15 protein-coding genes are annotated in these 17,291 nt (G+C 68.1%); 11 read left to right on the top strand and 4 right to left on the bottom strand.

The features are described from left to right. The first annotated feature begins 5 nt into the window (after window positions 1-5). From IFJ75_RS13280 to IFJ75_RS13230, 11 genes are all read left to right on the top strand, one after another. Window positions 6-1,106 (top strand): DUF2855 family protein, encoded by a 1,101-nt coding sequence (locus tag IFJ75_RS13280; protein WP_207868666.1) that lies wholly within the window; start codon window positions 6-8, stop codon window positions 1,104-1,106. A gap of 25 nt (window positions 1,107-1,131) precedes the next feature. Then, the gene (locus IFJ75_RS13275) at window positions 1,132-2,022 is read left to right on the top strand and encodes a LysR family transcriptional regulator (protein ID WP_225896815.1); all 891 of its coding nucleotides are present in this window, start codon (window positions 1,132-1,134) and stop codon (window positions 2,020-2,022) included. Between the two features lie 30 nt (window positions 2,023-2,052). Next, window positions 2,053-2,694, top strand: a complete 642-nt coding sequence (locus IFJ75_RS13270; RefSeq protein WP_207868665.1) for a TetR/AcrR family transcriptional regulator — start codon at window positions 2,053-2,055, stop codon at window positions 2,692-2,694. 50 nt (window positions 2,695-2,744) lie between these two features. Beyond that, complete coding sequence (locus tag IFJ75_RS13265) at window positions 2,745-4,277, top strand: acyl-CoA carboxylase subunit beta (protein ID WP_207868664.1); 1,533 nt, start codon at window positions 2,745-2,747, stop codon at window positions 4,275-4,277. Next, window positions 4,277-4,675, top strand: a complete 399-nt coding sequence (locus IFJ75_RS13260; RefSeq protein WP_207868663.1) for a hypothetical protein — start codon at window positions 4,277-4,279, stop codon at window positions 4,673-4,675. Before IFJ75_RS13265 ends, IFJ75_RS13260 begins: the two co-directional genes overlap by 1 nt. After that, the gene (locus tag IFJ75_RS13255) at window positions 4,675-6,657 is read left to right on the top strand and encodes an acetyl-CoA carboxylase biotin carboxylase subunit (RefSeq protein WP_207868662.1); all 1,983 of its coding nucleotides are present in this window, start codon (window positions 4,675-4,677) and stop codon (window positions 6,655-6,657) included. The genes IFJ75_RS13260 and IFJ75_RS13255 overlap by 1 nt, the downstream gene beginning before the upstream one ends. Window positions 6,658-6,856: 199 nt before the next feature. Beyond that, window positions 6,857-8,239 (top strand): methylmalonyl-CoA mutase family protein, encoded by a 1,383-nt coding sequence (locus tag IFJ75_RS13250; RefSeq protein ID WP_207868661.1) that lies wholly within the window; start codon window positions 6,857-6,859, stop codon window positions 8,237-8,239. Next, window positions 8,236-10,395 (top strand): methylmalonyl-CoA mutase, encoded by a 2,160-nt coding sequence (gene scpA, locus IFJ75_RS13245; protein WP_207868660.1) that lies wholly within the window; start codon window positions 8,236-8,238, stop codon window positions 10,393-10,395. The genes IFJ75_RS13250 and scpA overlap by 4 nt, the downstream gene beginning before the upstream one ends. After that, on the top strand, window positions 10,392-10,814 hold the full coding sequence (gene mce, locus IFJ75_RS13240; protein WP_207868659.1) for a methylmalonyl-CoA epimerase: 423 nt from the start codon (window positions 10,392-10,394) through the stop codon (window positions 10,812-10,814). Before scpA ends, mce begins: the two co-directional genes overlap by 4 nt. A 46-nt stretch (window positions 10,815-10,860) precedes the next feature. Beyond that, the gene (locus IFJ75_RS13235; protein WP_207868658.1) at window positions 10,861-13,215 is read left to right on the top strand and encodes a TonB-dependent receptor; all 2,355 of its coding nucleotides are present in this window, start codon (window positions 10,861-10,863) and stop codon (window positions 13,213-13,215) included. Window positions 13,216-13,339: 124 nt separating this feature from the next. Beyond that, on the top strand, window positions 13,340-14,212 hold the full coding sequence (locus tag IFJ75_RS13230) for a bile acid:sodium symporter family protein (RefSeq protein ID WP_207868657.1): 873 nt from the start codon (window positions 13,340-13,342) through the stop codon (window positions 14,210-14,212). Between the two features lie 65 nt (window positions 14,213-14,277). On the opposite strand, the gene IFJ75_RS13225 is transcribed toward IFJ75_RS13230, so the two are convergent. The 4 genes from IFJ75_RS13225 to IFJ75_RS13210 form a co-directional block, all read right to left on the bottom strand. Continuing rightward, on the bottom strand, window positions 14,278-15,024 hold the full coding sequence (locus tag IFJ75_RS13225) for a hypothetical protein (RefSeq protein ID WP_207868656.1): 747 nt from the start codon (window positions 15,022-15,024) through the stop codon (window positions 14,278-14,280). A 137-nt stretch (window positions 15,025-15,161) separates the two neighbouring features. Continuing rightward, on the bottom strand, window positions 15,162-15,956 hold the full coding sequence (locus IFJ75_RS13220) for a hypothetical protein (RefSeq protein WP_207868655.1): 795 nt from the start codon (window positions 15,954-15,956) through the stop codon (window positions 15,162-15,164). A 10-nt stretch (window positions 15,957-15,966) separates the two neighbouring features. Next, a complete protein-coding gene (locus tag IFJ75_RS13215; RefSeq protein WP_207868654.1) occupies window positions 15,967-16,482 on the bottom strand; it encodes a hypothetical protein in 516 nt (171 codons plus the stop codon). Beyond that, complete coding sequence (locus IFJ75_RS13210) at window positions 16,479-17,288, bottom strand: DUF2092 domain-containing protein (protein ID WP_207868653.1); 810 nt, start codon at window positions 17,286-17,288, stop codon at window positions 16,479-16,481. Before IFJ75_RS13210 ends, IFJ75_RS13215 begins: the two co-directional genes overlap by 4 nt. Window positions 17,289-17,291 lie beyond the last annotated feature (3 nt).

The raw sequence follows: 17,291 nt of genomic DNA, 5'->3' as shown, positions 1-17,291 counted from the left end.
GCCAGATGCCCGATTTGAACCGCCGCCTGATGACGTCGAAAGCCGACTTCGGCGCCACCCTGTTGCAGCCCTCGGGGCCGTTCGAGCCGAAGGACGGCGAGGTGGTTCTGGCGCTGGATCGCTTCTCACTGACGACCAACAACATCACCTACGCCGCCTATGGCGACCAGATCGGCTACTGGAACGTCTTCCCGACCGGCCAGGACGGCTATGGGATGATGCCGGTCTGGGGCTTCGCTGATGTGGTCAAATCCCGCGCCGAGGGCATCGAGGTCGGCGCTCGCGTCTTCGGCTATTTCCCCATGGCCGACACGCTTCTGGTGCAGGCGGAGAAGATCACCAGGGGCGGGTTCGCTGACGCCTCGCCCTGGCGCAAGGCCGTGCCGGATATCTACAACCGCTATGTCCTGTGCACCGCCGACGCCAACTATTCGGCGGAGCTTGAGAACCCGGAGGTCCTGTTCCGGCCCCTGTTCATCACCTCCTATACGGCCGTCGACTTCCTGCGCGACCACGACTTCTTCGGCGCGAAACAGGTGGTCGTTTCCAGCGCCTCGTCCAAGACAGCCTATGGCTCAGCCTGGTGCCTCGGCGAGGACGACGTCCGTCTTATCGGCCTGACGGGCGCCCGCAACCGCGCTTTCGTCGAGGGGCTCGGCGCCTATTCATCCGTGTATGGATATGATGAGGTCGAGAGCCTGCCGACCGGCGTGCCGACCCTCTATCTCGACCTTGCCGGCGACCCCGCCCTGCGGCGTCGGGTCCATGCGCATTTCGGCGCCAACCTCAAATATGACTGCCTGGTCGGCTCGACCCAGAGCGACGAATTTACCCAGAACGATCCGGAGCTGGTGGGTCCGAAGCCCGAGTTCTTCTTCGCCGCGACCTGTCTGGACGCCCACCGCGAGCGCGGCACGCTGCGGGCCTTCTATGAAAAGTTCTTCGCCGACCAGCGTGCTTTCTTCGAACGCGTCATCGACCCGGCCTCGCCCTGGATCCGCATCGTCGAGCACAAGGGGCTGGGTGAGGCGGCCAGGGTCGTACGCGCCCTCGCCGACGGCGTCAGCGATGCGGCCGAAGGCGCGGTCGTGCGGATCGTCCGCTAACGGCCTTGCAAAATCGCGGCGTACCATGCGCAATCGCGCAATGTTCGACTGGGACGACGTTCGCATCTTCATCGCCGCCGCCCGCGCCGGCTCCCTCGGGGGAGCCGCGACGCGGCTGGGCATAGACGCCGCCACCGTCGGCCGTCGCGTCGCCCGGCTGGAGAGCGCGCTGAAGTCGACTCTGGTGGTGCGCTCCGCCTCGGGCCTGCAACTGACGGCGGCGGGCGCCCAGTTGCTGCAGGTCGGACTCGAGGCCGAAAGCGCCATGGACGCCGCCGCCCGGGTGGCCCAGCCTGACGTCGTCGCCGGCACGGTCCGCATCAGCGCCTCGGAGGGATTCGGCGGCGCCGTCCTCGCCCCCGCCCTGGCCGGGTTGCACGTCGCCCGGCCGGGCCTGCGCATCGAGCTGGCGGCAAGTTCCGGCTTCCTGTCGCCGTCGCGGCGCGAGGTCGACATGGCCATCACCCTCAGCGCCCCCGACAGCGCCCGGCTGATCGTCGAGCCCCTGACCCCCTATCAACTGGCGCTGTACGCCAGCCCCGCCTATCTCGCCGCCCGCCCGGCGCCGGAAAGCGTCGAGGCGCTCAGCGATCATGACATCGTCGGCTATGTCGACGATCTGATCTATGCGCCCGAACTGCGCTATCTCGACGAGGTCCGGCCCGGCCTGACGCCGCATCTGGCCTCCTCCTCGATCCGGGCCCAGCGCGACATCATCGCCGGCGGCGGCGGGATCGGCGTCCTGCCCTGCTTTCTCGCTGACGGCCTGACCCGCGTCCTGCCCGGCGTCCTGATCGAGCGCCGCTTCTGGCTCAGCACCCACCGCGAGGTTCACGACACGGCCCGCCTGCGCGCGGTCACCGGCTGGGTCCGCGACCTTTGCGCCGGGGCAGGGGAGCGCCTCTCCCCCTACTGACATTCGCGTCCAGTCTGCTATGTCTGACGCATGAGTAGTGTTTCCGCACCCGCCGCTGCTTCCGCCGCCGACGACCTCTGGTCCGCCCCGGGCCGGCCGCGTGATCCCGACGCCAAGCGCGAGGCCATCCTCACAGCCGCCGCCACCGCCTTCGTGCGCGACGGCTATGGCGCGACCTCGATCGACGACGTAGCCGCCCGCCTGGGGGTGTCCAAGCCGACGGTCTACTATTACGCCGGCTCGAAACAGGCCCTGCTCAGCGCCTGTTTCATGATCGCCCTCGACGCCTATTCCGAAGCCGTGGAGGAGGGGGCGGTCTCCGGCCTCGACGGCCGCGAACGTCTGCACCAAGTCGTTCAGAAATATGTGGAAATCACCACGACCGTGTTCGGACGTTGCCTGCACCGCGTGCCCGATGTCGAGCTGACCCCGCCGGTGCGCGAACGTCTGCGCGCGGTCAAGCGCAAGGTGGATGCCCGTATCCGCGACCTGCTGCGCGAGGGCGTCCGCGACGGCTCGCTGCGCACCGCCGACGTGCGCATGTCGACCTTCGCCATCTCCGGCGCGATGAACTCGATCGCCCAGTGGTATTCGCCCGTGGGCAAGCTCGGTCCCGACGAGATCGCCGAACGCCTGTGGGACGCCTTCTCCGAAGGGGTGCGTCCCCGTTGACCCGCCGTCAGCCTTCCGCCATTAAGTCTACTCGCAAGTAGGAAATAGAGATGCAGGCCATCCTCGACCAATTGGAACAGCGCCGCGCGGCGGCCCGCCTCGGCGGCGGCGAGGCCCGGATCGCGGCCCAGCACGCCAAGGGCAAGCTGTCGGCGCGCGAGCGTATCGACGTCCTGCTGGACGAGGGCTCCTTCGAGGAAACCGACATGTTCGTGGAGCACCGCTCGCACGAGTTCGGCATGGAGAAGCAGCGCATCCCCGGCGACGGCGTCGTCACCGGGCGGGGGACCATCGGCGGCCGGCTGGTCTATGTCTTCTCCAAGGATTTCACCGTCTTCGGCGGTTCGCTTTCGGGCGCCCACGCGGCCAAGATCGTCAAGCTGCAGAAGATGGCCCTGACCACCGGCGCCCCGATCATCGGCCTGTTCGACGCCGGCGGCGCCCGCATCCAGGAAGGGGTCGAAAGCCTCGCCGGCTATGCCGATATCTTCCTGCAGAACACCCTGGCCTCGGGCGTTATCCCCCAGATCAGCGTCATCATGGGCCCGTGCGCGGGCGGCGACGTCTATTCCCCCGCCATCACCGACTTCATCTTCATGGTGAAGGACACGTCCTACATGTACGTCACCGGCCCGGACGTCGTGAAGACGGTCACCAACGAGGTCGTCAGCCATGAGGACCTCGGCGGCGCCAGGGTTCATGCGGGCAAGTCCGGCGTCGCCGACGGCGCCTTCGAGAACGATCTGGAGGCCCTGTCGGAGGTCCGTCGCCTGATCGGCTTCCTGCCCCTGTCGAATCGCGAAAAGCCGCCCGTCCGCGACAGCTACGACGACCCGGCCCGCGACGAGGCCTCGCTCGACACCCTGGTCCCGGCCAATCCGAACCAGCCCTATGACATGAAGGAGCTGATCCTGAAGACGGTCGATGAGGCCGACTTCTTCGAGATCGGCGCGGATTTCGCGAAGAACATCATCTGCGGCTTCGGCCGTCTGGACGGCCAGCCTGTCGGCATCGTCGCCAACCAGCCCCAGGTTCTGGCCGGCGTCCTCGACATCGACTCCAGCCGCAAGGCCGCCCGCTTCGTCCGCTTCTGCGACGCCTTCGGCCTGCCGCTGGTCACGCTCGTGGACGTCCCCGGCTTCATGCCCGGCACGAAGCAGGAGTACGGCGCCCTGATCAAACACGGGGCCAAGCTGCTGTTCGCCTATGCCGAGGCGACCGTGCCCAAACTGACCCTGATCACGCGCAAGGCCTATGGCGGCGCCTATGACGTCATGTCGTCCAAGCATCTGCGCGGCGACGTCAACTACGCCTGGCCGACCGCCGAGATCGCGGTCATGGGCGCCAAGGGGGCGGTCGAGATCATCTTCCGCAAGGAGGCCGGCGACCCCGAGGCCCTCGCCGCCCGCGAGGCCGAATACAAGGACCGCTTCGCCAACCCCTTCGTCGCCGCCGGCCTCGGCTATATCGACGACGTCATCATGCCCCACGGCACGCGCCGCCGCCTGATCCGTGCGCTGAAGACCCTCGCGAACAAGGTCCAGGACAATCCCTGGAAGAAGCACGACAACATTCCGCTGTGATGGGCTCGCTCGGCGTCACCGATCCTGCGGGTATCTATTGCGCGCGCAATGAGGACAGCGAGAGGCTGATCCGAATGGACGCAACGCGTCCCGAGGACTGGGCCGATCTGGATATCGACCTCATGATCTGGCGCGCCACGACGACCATCAAGTCGGAAAAGATCGTCCCCCGGATACTGCCCGAGTTCCTGAGACGAGCGACCCGGGAGCCCTATTCCGGCTGGATGACCAGCGGGGACGTGATCCGTCAAAAGCTGGCTGCGTCCCACTTTGCGACCTGGCCCGAAGCTGATCGCGAAGCCGTTCTGGCGCTCTTGCCCGCATATATCGCAACCCCCGACACCGACTCCGAAAGCCTTGCCGAATGGCTTGAAGCTTTCAGCCTGAAGGACGCCTGATGTTCTCCAAAATCCTCATCGCCAACCGGGGCGAGATCGCCGTCCGGATCATCAAGACCTGTCGCCGGATGGGCATAAAGACGGTGCTGGTCCACTCCGACGCCGACACCGGATCGCTGGCTTACGAGATGGCCGATGAGACCGTGCACATCGGTCCGTCGCCCGCCGCCCAGTCCTATCTGCTCCAGGACAAGATCGTCGACGCGGTGCGCCAGACGGGCGCCGAGGCCGTGCATCCGGGCTTCGGCTTCCTGTCGGAAAATCCGGTCTTCGCGCGCCGGCTGGAGGCCGAGGGCATCGCCTTCATCGGCCCCAACCCCCATGCCATCGAGGCCATGGGCGACAAGATCACCTCCAAGAAATTCGCCGCCGAGGCCGGCGTCTCCACCGTGCCCGGCCACATGGGCCTGATCGAGACGACCGAAGAGGCCGTGAAGATCGCGCGCGAAATCGGCTATCCGGTCATGATCAAGGCCTCGGCCGGCGGCGGCGGCAAGGGCATCCGGGTCGCGGAATCCGACGCCGACATGGCCGAGGGCTTCGCCGCGGTGAAGGCCGAGGCCCTGACGGCCTTCGGCGACGACCGGGTCTTCCTCGAGAAATTCATCGTCAATCCGCGCCACATCGAGATCCAGGTGCTGGGCGACAAGCACGGCAATATCGTCTCGCTGTTCGACCGAGAATGCTCGATCCAGCGCCGCAACCAGAAGGTCATCGAGGAGGCGCCGTCGCCCCTCCTGGACGAGGCCACGCGTAAGAAGATGGGCGACCAGGCCGTGGCCCTCGCCCGCGCCGTGAACTACGACTCGGCCGGCACAGTCGAGTTCGTCGCCGGTCAGGACCGCAGCTTCTACTTCCTCGAAATGAACACCCGGCTGCAGGTCGAGCATCCGGTGACGGAGCTGATCACCGGCGTCGATCTGGTCGAACAGATGATCCGTTCGGCGGCCGGCGAGACCATGGCCTTCGGTCAGGACGACCTGAAGATCAACGGCTGGGCCATCGAGAGCCGCATCTACGCCGAGGACCCCTATCGCGGCTTCCTGCCCTCGATCGGCCGTCTGGTCCGCTACGAACAGCCCGAAGAGGGCGATCAGGGGGATTACACGGTCCGCAACGACACCGGCGTCCGCGAGGGCGACGAGATCTCGATGTTCTACGACCCCATGATCGCCAAGCTCTGCACCTGGGGCGAGACGCGGATCGCCGCCGTCGACGGCATGGCCCGGGCGCTGGAGGACACCCATCTGGCAGGCGTCGGCCACAACGTCCCCTTCCTAGCCGCCGTCATGGATCAGGAGCGGTTCCGCTCGGGCGCCCTGTCGACCAGCTACATCAAGGACGAGTTCCCCGAGGGCTTCCACGGCGTCCCCGCCGGGGCCCTGCAGAAGGACGTCATGGTCGCGACCGCCGTGGCCATGAACGAAATCCTGTCGGATCAGGCCGGCGACACCTCGCAACGCACCGACTGGATCGTCCTGATCGACCGCGAACCGATCGGCGTCACCGTCGGCTATGACGACGAGGAGGCCCTGACGCTGGAGCTGGTCGAGGAAGACCGCGTCCTGCAGCTGTCCGACATAGACTGGCGGCCGGGGCTGGCCCAGTTCCGCGGCGTCCTCGACGACGAGGCCTTCACCGCCGAGGTCAAGCGCGTGCCCGGCGGCTTCGAGATCCGCAGCCGGGCGACGAAGGCCCGCGTCCGCGTCCTGTCGCCCCACCACGCCGAACTCTTCGCCCGCCTGCCGGAGAAGGTCGCGGCCGACACCTCCAAACTGATCCAGTCACCCATGCCGGGTCTGGTCGTCTCCATCGCCGTCGAGCCCGGCCAGTCGGTCAAGACCGGCGAGACCGTGGCCATCATCGAGGCCATGAAGATGCAGAACATCATGAAGGCCGAGCGCGACGGCGTCGTCAAATCGGTCGGCGCGAAAGCCGGCGACCCCGTCGCCGCCGACGACGTCCTGGTCGAGTTCGAGTGATGGCTCCTCTCTTTCGTCATCCTTCGGCGAGCGCAGCGAGACCGGAGGACCCAGCGGCGCGCGAGAGCGCGACCCTTTCGCGGAAGGGGCCTTTCGGCATCGCGCCTGAACAGATCGCCTTCGGCGCCGCTGGGTCCCCCGGTCCGCGCGGCTTCGCCGCTGGCCGGAGGATGACGAAAGAAAGGGCAGGGGCTTTCGCATGACCTTCTCGACACCAAGCCCCGAGCAATGGCGCGAGTCCGCCGTCAAGGCGCTGAAGGACCGGCCGATCGAAGGCCTGCTTCATCTGGATACGGATCATCTGGTCGTCCGGCCGCTCTATGCCGACGCGACCGGCATCCAGCCCCTGTTCGCGCCGCGCCCCTCGGACGCCGAAGGCCGGGCCTGGGACCTGCGCACCCAGGTCGAGGGTGACGACCCCGAGGCCGTCAACGCCGCCGTCCTGACCGACCTCGAAGGCGGCGCGGCCAGCGTCATTCTGTCGGGAGCCGTGCTGGCGGATTCCGAACCTCTGGCGGAGGCGCTGGCGAACGTCGCGCTCGAACTGGCCGCCGTCGGTCTCGACGCCGGGCTGGACGGCCCCGAGGCCGCCAATGCCCTCGCCGTCGTCGCCAAGGGTTCGCCGCGTGCGAAGCTGATGTTCCACATGGACCCGCTGTCGGCCTATGCGGCGGCGGGCGGTTCGCCCCTGCCCATCGCCATGCATCTGTCGCAGGCGGCCGCCACCGCCGACCGCCATTCCGGCGCCTATCCCGACGCCAGCTTCTTCCTCGCCAGCGGCCGCGCCGTGCACGAGGCCGGTGGGTCCGCCGGGCAGGAGCTGGGCTTCACCGCCGCCGCCGTCGCCGCCTACGCGAAGGCCGCCGTCGACGCCGGCCTCTCCGCCGAACGGGCGCTGCGGGGCACGGTCCTCGGCGTCTCGGTCGACGCCGAATATTTCGACAGCCTCGCCAAGGTCCGGGCGCTCCGCCTGATCTGGGCCTCCATCACCAAAGCCTTCGGTCTCGACATGCCTGCCGCCATCGAGGCCCGCTCCTCGCGCCGCATGCTGGCCGCGCGAGACCCCTGGCCCAATCTGCTCAGGCTCACCGCCGCCGGGTTCGCCGGGGCCGTCGGCGGGGCCGACGCCGTCGTGCTGGACGGCTTCACCCGCGCCTCGGGCCGTCCCGACGCCTTCGCCCGGCGTCAGGCCCGCAACACCCAGATCGTCCTGATGGAGGAGGCCCATCTCGGCCGGGTCGACGATCCCGCTGCCGGCAGCTGGTTCCTCGACGCCCGCACCCGCGACCTCGCCGAGGCCGGCTGGGCCGAGTTCCAGCGCATCGAACGCGAGGGCGGCGTCGTCGCCTCGCTCAAGGGCGGCGCGATCCAGATGCGCGTCGCCGCCTCCCGCCAGACGCTGAAAACCGCCTTCGACAAGGGCCACAGCCAGATCATCGGCGTCACCAAATTCGTCGACCCCGACGTCCGCCCGGCCCCGGTCGAGCCCTCAGCGCTGGCCCCCGCCGCCGCCATCACCGACAGCTGCGCCCCCCTGCTTCCCCTCCGCTTCGCCGCCGCCTTCGAGGAGGCCGGACAATGAGTTTCCCAGACTTCACAAAGGCCGAACTCGACCTCAGCGCCACCGGCGCCGGCCCCGCGCGCGACGCCTGGCGGACCCCCGAAGGCATCGAGGTCGCCTCCGCCTATGACGCCTCGGCCATCGCCGGCAATGACACCGTGCACGGACTGCCCGGCTTCGCCCCCTTCCTGCGCGGCCCCTATCCGACCATGTACGCGGGCAACCCCTGGACCATCCGCCAGTACGCCGGCTTCTCCACCGCCGAGGCCTCCAACGCCTTCTACCGCCGCAACCTCGCGGCCGGTCAGAAGGGCCTCTCCATCGCCTTCGACCTGGCCACCCACCGGGGCTACGATTCCGACCACCCGCGGGTGAAGGGCGACGTCGGCATGGCCGGGGTGGCCATCGATTCCATCCTCGACATGCGGACCCTGTTCGACGGCATCCCGCTGGACCAGATGTCGGTGTCGATGACCATGAACGGCGCCGTCCTGCCGATCCTGGCCCTCTATGTCGTCGCGGCGGAGGAGCAGGGCGTGCCGCACGCGGCCCTGACCGGGACCATCCAGAACGACATCCTCAAGGAGTTCATGGTCCGCAACACCTACATCTATCCGCCCGAGCCCTCGATGCGGATCATCGCGGACATCTTCGAATGGACGGCGAAAGAGACGCCGAAATTCAACTCCATTTCGATCAGCGGCTATCACATGCAGGAGGCCGGGGCCTCGGCCGATATCGAGCTGGCCTACACCCTGTCCGACGGCATCGAATATCTGCGCGCGGGCAAGGCGGCGGGCATGGCCATCGACCGGTTCGCGCCGCGCCTGAGCTTCTTCTGGGCCATCGGCATGAACTACTTCATGGAGGTGGCCAAGATGCGCGCCGGCCGCCTGCTGTGGGCCGAGGCCGTGCGCAGGGAGGGCGGGGTCGATCCCAAGTCGCTCAGCCTTCGCGCCCACTGCCAGACCTCGGGCTGGAGCCTCGCGGCCCAGGACGTCTTCAACAACGTCTCGCGCACCATGGTCGAGGCCATGGCGGCGGCGGGCGGCCAGACCCAGTCCCTGCACACCAATGCGCTGGACGAGGCGCTTGCTCTGCCTACGGACTTTTCCGCCCGGATCGCCCGCAACACCCAGATCCTGTTGCAGCAGGAGACCGGCCTGACCCGCGTCATCGACCCCTGGGGCGGCAGCTACTATGTCGAGAAACTGACCCAGGAACTGGCCTCCAGGGCCCGCGCCCTGATGGATGAGGTCGAGGCCGCCGGCGGCATGGCCAGGGCCATCGAGGCCGGCATTCCCAAGCTGCGCATCGAGGAATCCGCGGCCAGAACCCAGGCCCGCATCGACACCGGCCAGCAGACGGTCGTCGGGGTGAACCGCTATCTGAACGACGTCGCCGACGACATTCCGATGCTCAAGGTCGACAACGCCGCCGTCCTCGCCGCCCAGATCGAGAAGCTGAAACGCCTGCGCGCCGAACGCGACGAGGCGGCGACGCAGGTCGCGCTCCAGGCCCTGACCGACGGCGCACGCGGCACGGCCAATCTGCTGGAACTCGCCGTCCAGGCCGCCCGCGCCCACGCCACCGTCGGCGAGATTTCCGACGCGCTTGAGGCCGCCTTTGGTCGCCACGTCGCCTCGGTGAAGACCGTCTCCGGCGTCTATGCCAGGGAGGCCGGCAAGGACGCGCGCTTCGCCCGCGCCCGCGACATGGTCGCGACCTTCGTCGAGAACGAGGGCGGCCCGCCGCGCATCCTGATCGCCAAGCTCGGTCAGGACGGTCACGACCGGGGCCAGAAGGTCATCGCCACCGGCTATGGCGACCTCGGTCTCGACGTCACCGCCGGCGCCCTGTTCCAGACCCCGGCCGAAGCCGCGCGCGACGCGGTGGCGGCCAATGTCCACGCGGTCGGCGCCTCCTCTCTGGCCGCCGGTCACCTGACCCTCGTGCCCGAACTCAAGGCCGAGCTGGAGAAGCTGGGGCGGTCCGACATCATGATCGTGGTCGGGGGCGTCATCCCGCCCTCGGACGTCCAGCCCCTGATCGAGATGGGCGCCGCCGCCGTCTATCCGCCCGGCTCGACCGTCGCCGACACCGCCGTCGACCTGATCGAGAAGCTGAACCAGCGCCTCGGCTACGCCCAGCCCACACCCCGGAAGGCCCCCGCATGATCGGCAAGCTGAACCACGTCGGCGTCGCCACGCCCTCCATCGCCGACTCGATCGCCCTCTACCGCGACGTCCTCGGCGCGACGTCGATCGGCGAGCCCTTCGACCTTCCGGCCCAGGGGGTGAAGGTCTGTTTCGTCGACCTGCCCAACGCCCAGATCGAGCTGATCGAGCCCTATGACGACACATCCCCCATCGTCGGCTTTCTCGCCAAGAACCCCAAGGGCGGCCAGCACCACGTCTGTTTCGAGGTCGAGGACATCCACGTCGCCGTCGCGGAATCCCGCGCGAAAGGCCTGACCATCCTCGGCACGGGCGAGCCCCGTATCGGCGCCCACGGAACCCCCGTCGTCTTCCTCCATCCGAAGGAGATGGGCGGCGTCCTGATCGAACTGATGGAGACGCCGAAAGGCGATCACTGACACCCGTCCCCCGACGGCCCTCTCTCCCCCGAAAAAGAGTCTCTCAATGACCTCCGCCTCCCTCGCCCGCGCGAGCGCCCTCGCGCTTGTCGCGACCGCCTTCGCTGCTCCCGCTCTGGCCCAGACCGCACAGGTCGATGACGTGATCGTCACCGCCGAACGCCGCGAGAGCCCGCTGCAGCGTACGCCCCTGTCGGTCTCCGTCGCGGCCCAGCCCCTGCTGTCCGGCGCGGGCGTGGTGGACATCAAGGACCTGGCCATCGTGACCCCGGGCCTGCTGGTCGCCTCGACCTCGAACCAGACCTACACCACCGCCCGCATTCGGGGCGTCGGCACCGTGGGCGACAATCCGGGTCTGGAAAGTTCGGTCGGGGTCGTGGTCGACGGCGTCTTCCGCGCCCGCAACGGCGTGGCCCTCGGCGATCTGGGAGAGGTCGTCCGCACCGAGGTCCTGCGCGGCCCACAATCCACCCTGTTCGGCCAGAACACCTCGGCGGGCGTCATCAATGTCGTCACCGCCGGGCCCAGCTTCGACTTCGGCGCGACGGGCGAGGTCACGGTCGGGGATCACGGAACGCGCGGCGGCTCGGCTTCGGTGACCGGCCCTCTGATCGAGAACCAACTGGCCGGGCGTCTCTACGCTGCCGTCCGCCGCCGCGACGGCCTCTATGACGTGCGCACCGGCAATGGTCCGCGCACGGAAACCGACGACCAGAACGAAGCCTATGAGACCGTCCGCGGCCAGCTGCTCTGGACCCCGTCCGCCAGCGTCAGCAACCGTCTCAGCGCCGACTTCATCCACCGCGACGAACGCTGCTGCATCGGCGTCCAGCAGTCGACCGGGCCTACCGCCGGGATCCTCGCCCTGCTCAGCCCCGACGGCGGCGTCATGAACCCGGCCGACCCTTCGGCACGCATCAGCTACGCCAACCGCGACACCAATACCCGCATCAAGGACGGCGGCGTCTCCCTGCATACGAAGATCGACACCCGCCTCGGCCTCGTTGAACTGACCACCGCGGCCCGCCAGTGGCGCGCCGTCCTCAGCCAGGACTGGGACTTCACCTCCGCCGACATCGCCTACCGTCCCGACGACGGCAGCTGGTCCAATCGCTTCCGAACCTTCAGCGAGGAGGCCCGCCTGACCGGATCGCGCGGCGCCTTCGACTACACCGGCGGGGTCTTCCTCCTGCGCGAGACCCTGCTGCGCAAGGACGCCTTCCTCTACGGCTTGGCCTATGAGGACTACCTCGGCCGCGTCCTGACGCGTTCGACCGCCAATCCGGTCGGCCTCGCCGGCTATGTCTCGACCCTGACCGGCCTGCCGGTGGGCCAGAGCTTCGTGGCGGGGCAGGGGGCGTTGGACACCTACGAACAGACCGCGACGACCGCCGCCCTGTTCGGCCAGACGACCTGGCATGCGACAGACAGGCTCGGCCTGACCCTGGGCCTGCGTTACAGCCATATCGAGAAGGATCTCGACGCCCGCTACACCAATACCGACGGCGGCAAGGCCTGCGCCGCCGCCCTCGCGCGCGGCATCACCAACGCCACCCTCTGCCTGCCCTGGGCCAATCCGGCCTTCAACAATCTCAGCCGCTCCGAAGGCCTGACCGACGACGGCTGGTCGGGTCTGGCCCGGGTCGAATACCAGTTCACCCCGGCGGTACTCGGCTATGTCTCCTATGCGCGGGGCCGCAAGAGCGCCGGCTACAATCTCGACCGCGCCCAGACCAATCTGGTCCCCGACGCCTCCACCGCCTTCGCGCCCGAGGTCGTCGATTCCGTCGAGGTCGGCGCCAAGACGACCCTTCTGGACGGCCGCCTGCTGCTGTCCGGCGACGCCTTCCATCAGGCCTATACGGACTTCCAGCTCAACACCTTCCTCGGCACCACCTTCCTCGTGAAATCCATCCCCGAGGTCACCGCCAAGGGCGCCGAGCTCGAAGGGACCTTCCGTCCGTTCAGCGGCCTCAGCCTCCAGGCCGGCGTCGTCTACGCCCAGACCGAATACGGCGACGCCCCCGTCTCTGGCCTGCCGCTTCTGGCCGGCTCGCGCCTGTCCTTCGCCCCCCTGTGGTCGGGCAATCTGGCGGGGACGTATCGGCGCGACATCGGCAATGGCTTCGCGGTCCGCGCCGCCCTCGCGGCCAAATATTCCTCGGCCTACAACACCGGCTCGGACCTCGCGCCCGAGAAGGTCCAGTCCGCCTTCTGGCTGGCCAACGGTTCGGTCGGTCTGGAGGCTGACGCGGGCTGGTCGATCGAGCTCTGGGGCCGCAACCTGTTCGACGAGCGCTACAATCAGGTGGCCTTCGGCGCGCCCTTCCAGACCGGCACCATCGGCGCCTTCCTCGGCGCCCCGCGCATGGTTGGGGTGACGCTGCGGCTCACGCGCTGAGCCTGACGCCGGAGGCCCGCCGCGTGCGGGTCTCCGGCGCGCCGGTCAGGGTTCGTGCGGATGTCCGTGACAGGGCGGAGCGAAGAGAATCCCCGCCTCTTGTCACGGTTTCAAAGGCGCGATCATGGAAGTCCTCAAGTCGCTGATCCCGATCATTCTGACGCTCAGTCTGGCCGGTCTGGTTCTCACCGTCGGCCTGAAGGCGGCGCCCGGCGATCTGCTCTACGTCCTGCGGCGTCCCGGCCTTCTGGCCCGCAGCGTCGTCGCCGTCATCTTCATCCCCGTCGTGGTGGCGGCGCTGGCGATCTGGCTGCTGCCGATCAATCCCCTGGTGAAGGCGGGCATCATGCTGATGGCCGTGGCTCCGGTTCCGCCCCTGGTCCCGGGGCAGGAACTGGGCGTCGGCGCCAACAAGGCCTTCGCCTACGGCCTCTATGTCGCCATGGCCCTGCTCAGCGTCGTGTCGGTGCCGCTGGCCCTGACCGTCGCCTCCCATCTGTTCGGGCGCGATGACACGGTGACGGTGGCGAAGATGGTCGTGACCCTTCTGACCGGGGTTCTCATCCCGCTCGCCCTGGGCCTGCTGGTGCGCCAGATCGCACCGGGCTTCGCCGCCAAGGCGGGACCGTGGGCCTACAGGCTCAGCATGCTGCTGGTGCTCGTGGCCTTCCTGCCCATCATCATCTCGGTCTGGCCGGCGATCCAGTCGCTGATCGGCGACGGAACCCTGTTGGCCATGGCCGCGGTTGTCGTGGCCTGTCTGGCGGGCGGACACCTGCTGGGCGGGCCTGAACGTATCGACCGGGCGACCCTGGCGGTGGCCAGCGCGGTGCGGCACCCGGGCATCGCCATGTCTCTGGCCGGCGCCAATTTCGTCGACAAGCGCGTCGCCGCGGCCGTGTTGCTGTTCATGCTCGTCGGCCTGGTCGTGGGCATCCCCTACAAGATGTGGATCAAGCGCACGACGCGACCAGAGCCGGCTGCGGCGACCGCTTGAGTGAGCCGGCTGCGGCGACCGCCTGACTGGACCCCGGCCGGCGCGACGCCGGCCGGGTCTCTTCCTCAGAAGGTGATCGAGGTCCCGATCAGCGGCCCGTACTCCGCCACGTCGAACACGAAGCCGTCGTGGTCGTAGTCGATGGCGTAGTAGCGATAGCCCGCCGTCAGGGCGACGCCGTTGGCGAAATGGTAGTTGACCGAGGCCATGGCCTGCCACGTCAGGTCCGACGACACTCCGAACCCGCCGACGTCGCCATAGCCGGTCAGCGACCAGCGCGGGCTCAGCCAGGCGATGGCTTTCACCCCCACGACCGGATCAACCCAGAATTGATCGTCATTGGCCTTCACCGAGGTGTCGTCCGGCCGCATCAGCCGCACGTCGTTGTCGGCCCAATTGAGCCGCGCTCCGCCCAGCACATCGACCGAGGCGGCGTCCCCGTCCACCACGCGATAGGACATCGCCAGGGTGCTCATCAGAGACTTGGAATCCAGTCCGGCGGAATCGAACTGGGTCGTGGGGACCTTGAGGGCTGCGCTGACGCCGGTGTCGACATAGCTGAGGTCGCCGACAAAGGCCCACTGGCCCATCCGCACCTCGAAGGCCGAGGCCAGGCCCAGCTGCAGTTCGTCGAGGATGTCGCTGAAGCTGGAGTCGGTCTCCACCGTGGGCAGGCCCGCGACCGGGGCCACGTCGCCCTTCATTCCGGCGGCCCAGAAATAGGGGGTGATGGTCACTTGGGCGGCGGCGGGCGAGGCCGCGACCGCCAGTATGGCGGCGCAGGCGAGGGGGAACAGCGGCTTCATTTTCATGGCCTTTTCGGAACGGATGAGAGACCGCGCCACTATTCCCAACCGGCCTTGGGCAGCCCATCGGGCGAAACCCCAAGCCGGTCTCGCTGACCGGTCACGCGCTGTCCCGGAACAGGCCCTATTCAGGGGAACAGGCCCTATTCAGGAAACAGGAACGTCGCGGTGGCGCGCAGGCCCCAGTCGGGCGCGTCGGTCTCATTGACCAGATAGATCTTGGCCCCGATGCCCAGCGACACCCGCTGCTCGCCGAACTTGTACAGGTGCGACACCGTCAAGTTGGCCGGCACGCTCCAGGTCTCGTGGGCCCAGTCGTAGGAGGCTTCCAGATTGGCGCCCCAGGTCGTCGCGCTTTTGGTGGTGTAGCTGTAGAAGGGCTGCAGGAAGGTCGAGCTGACGTCGTCGCGGGCGTCCGACCCGGCATAGGACCAGATGTGGTTGGCCAGCAGTCCGTAGGTGGTCTGGCCGGACTGTTTGAGCACCAGCCCGGTCGGTCCCGCGCCCCATTTGTTCGTGCCCAGCTCGTCCGTGCCGACGGGCCACAGGAAGACCGGCCCCACCGCCCAGGTCAGCCCATCCTTCGACTGCGGCGAGAAGAAGAAGCTCTGGGTGACGTCCGACAGCCCATAGGCGTCCTCCACCCCCGGCGCCGGACTGGCCTGATAGACCAGCGGCACGATGGTCCGCACGATCAGGTTCCAGTCGTCGTTCAGCCTGACCGGTATGACTGGCTGGATGTTCAGCGTCTGCCGCGCCCCGTCGTCGGAACCGAAGCAGCAGTCGTAATTATACTGGAACGGCACGCTGATCATGCTGGCCACGGGATTGGACAGCTTCTTCGCCAGATCGGCGTCGCTCTCCTGGGCGAAGGCCAGGGCCGGCGCCGACCAGGCGGCCAGGATCGCGGCCGCCCGTATCGGAATCCCCCGCGTCATCACCCGGCCCTCAGGGCTGGTTGATGACGACATAGGTGACCGTGTCACCCTGGTACTGCGGCTGATAATAGACCCCGCCGCAATAGTAGTAGCTCCCCATATAGGGCGAGCAGGACGGCGGCAGGGAATAGATCATCGACCCCACCACGGCCGAGGTCACCGCCGCCGCCGTGCCGAAGGCCACGCCTCTCGCGACGGGGTGATAGTCGTCATCCCAGTCGTAGCCGTGGTCATGGTGATCGTTGTCGACGTTGATGTTCACGTCGCCGGTGTTGATGCGGTTGTTGTTGCCGCGGTTGCCGCTGTTGTTGCCGCCGCGATTGACGGTGTTGCCGCCCCGGTTTCCGGAGTTGCGGTCGACGCTTCCGCCACGGGTGGGCGCGCTGCGGCCCCCGGCATGGGCGCCGCCCCCGTGGCTGACGCTGGACCGGCCGGAGCCGCGCACCTGGGCCGCAGCCTCGAACGCCGGCGCGGAGGCCAGCAGGGCGGCCGCGGTCGCGACGAGCAGTTTATGGGAAAGGGTCATTGCGCACCTGACTGATCGGCGATGGGAATGGGCTTGTCGCCGCCGGCCGGGGCGAAGGCGAAAGTCGAGTCCATGAACCTGGGGCTGGTGTTCCAGGCCAGGGTGGCCGAGAACTCGGGCCGGGCCGGATCGGTCCGGTCGACGATCACGATCTTGAGCGGCAGGGGTTTGTCGCCGCGCTGGATCCAGACCTGCCATTCGATATCGGGTCCGGCGAAGGCGTACTGGTCGGTCGCCACCCCGTTCACGGTCACCGGGCCCACATATTCGGCGGTGGTATAGTCCGTGGGCAGATTGGCCGGATCGCCCCAGTGGAAGATGTCCTCCAGCGGGACGACGATGCCGTATTTGTCCCAGGCGACGTCCAGCACCTCGGCGATGGTCCCCGGCGCCTCGACGCTCGCGTAGAAGCCGCGCGCCGGCGCATAGACGGTGAAGCGCTTGCCGTCATAGATGAAGCGGCGATGCTTCCTGTCGGTCCTGGTCTCGATGACGAAACCGTCCGGACGACGCACCTTGTAGGTGGTGGTCCCGTCCAGATCGATCCGGCGATCGTCCTCGGTGACCAGGTCGATACTGCTGGTCGAGGTCACCTCGAAGCTCTGCAGCGTGCCCAGATAGGCGCCCATCCGGTGCAGGGCCTCGGCGGGCGCGGGGGCCGTATAGGCCGTCTCCTGAGCGACGGCCGGCTCGGTCATCATGGCGACGACGACGGCGGGCAGGACGGTCATGGCCGCCGCGACGACGAGGCCGGTCAGGGCGGGCGCGGCCCGTGTGGACATCGCCGCGAGAGCGGATTTGTGCATCGT

Source organism: Brevundimonas goettingensis (assembly GCF_017487405.1).
Classification (GTDB): domain Bacteria; phylum Pseudomonadota; class Alphaproteobacteria; order Caulobacterales; family Caulobacteraceae; genus Brevundimonas; species Brevundimonas goettingensis.
Note: the sequence above shows the minus strand (reverse complement) of the source record. Positions and strands in the feature narration are given on the sequence as shown.

What these genes read in the sequence shown, in the direction of transcription:
- IFJ75_RS13280 (WP_207868666.1), top strand. Translation starts at nt 6, where the DNA reads ATGCCCGATTTGAACCGCCGCCTGATGACGTCGAAAGCCGACTTCGGC.
- IFJ75_RS13275 (WP_225896815.1), top strand. Translation starts at nt 1,132, where the DNA reads ATGCGCAATCGCGCAATGTTCGACTGGGACGACGTTCGCATCTTCATC.
- IFJ75_RS13270 (WP_207868665.1), top strand. Translation starts at nt 2,053, where the DNA reads ATGAGTAGTGTTTCCGCACCCGCCGCTGCTTCCGCCGCCGACGACCTC.
- IFJ75_RS13265 (WP_207868664.1), top strand. Translation starts at nt 2,745, where the DNA reads ATGCAGGCCATCCTCGACCAATTGGAACAGCGCCGCGCGGCGGCCCGC.
- IFJ75_RS13260 (WP_207868663.1), top strand. Translation starts at nt 4,277, where the DNA reads ATGGGCTCGCTCGGCGTCACCGATCCTGCGGGTATCTATTGCGCGCGC.
- IFJ75_RS13255 (WP_207868662.1), top strand. Translation starts at nt 4,675, where the DNA reads ATGTTCTCCAAAATCCTCATCGCCAACCGGGGCGAGATCGCCGTCCGG.
- IFJ75_RS13250 (WP_207868661.1), top strand. Translation starts at nt 6,857, where the DNA reads ATGACCTTCTCGACACCAAGCCCCGAGCAATGGCGCGAGTCCGCCGTC.
- scpA (WP_207868660.1), top strand. Translation starts at nt 8,236, where the DNA reads ATGAGTTTCCCAGACTTCACAAAGGCCGAACTCGACCTCAGCGCCACC.
- mce (WP_207868659.1), top strand. Translation starts at nt 10,392, where the DNA reads ATGATCGGCAAGCTGAACCACGTCGGCGTCGCCACGCCCTCCATCGCC.
- IFJ75_RS13235 (WP_207868658.1), top strand. Translation starts at nt 10,861, where the DNA reads ATGACCTCCGCCTCCCTCGCCCGCGCGAGCGCCCTCGCGCTTGTCGCG.
- IFJ75_RS13230 (WP_207868657.1), top strand. Translation starts at nt 13,340, where the DNA reads ATGGAAGTCCTCAAGTCGCTGATCCCGATCATTCTGACGCTCAGTCTG.
- IFJ75_RS13225 (WP_207868656.1), bottom strand. Translation starts at nt 15,024, where the DNA reads ATGAAAATGAAGCCGCTGTTCCCCCTCGCCTGCGCCGCCATACTGGCG.
- IFJ75_RS13220 (WP_207868655.1), bottom strand. Translation starts at nt 15,956, where the DNA reads ATGACGCGGGGGATTCCGATACGGGCGGCCGCGATCCTGGCCGCCTGG.
- IFJ75_RS13215 (WP_207868654.1), bottom strand. Translation starts at nt 16,482, where the DNA reads ATGACCCTTTCCCATAAACTGCTCGTCGCGACCGCGGCCGCCCTGCTG.
- IFJ75_RS13210 (WP_207868653.1), bottom strand. Translation starts at nt 17,288, where the DNA reads ATGCACAAATCCGCTCTCGCGGCGATGTCCACACGGGCCGCGCCCGCC.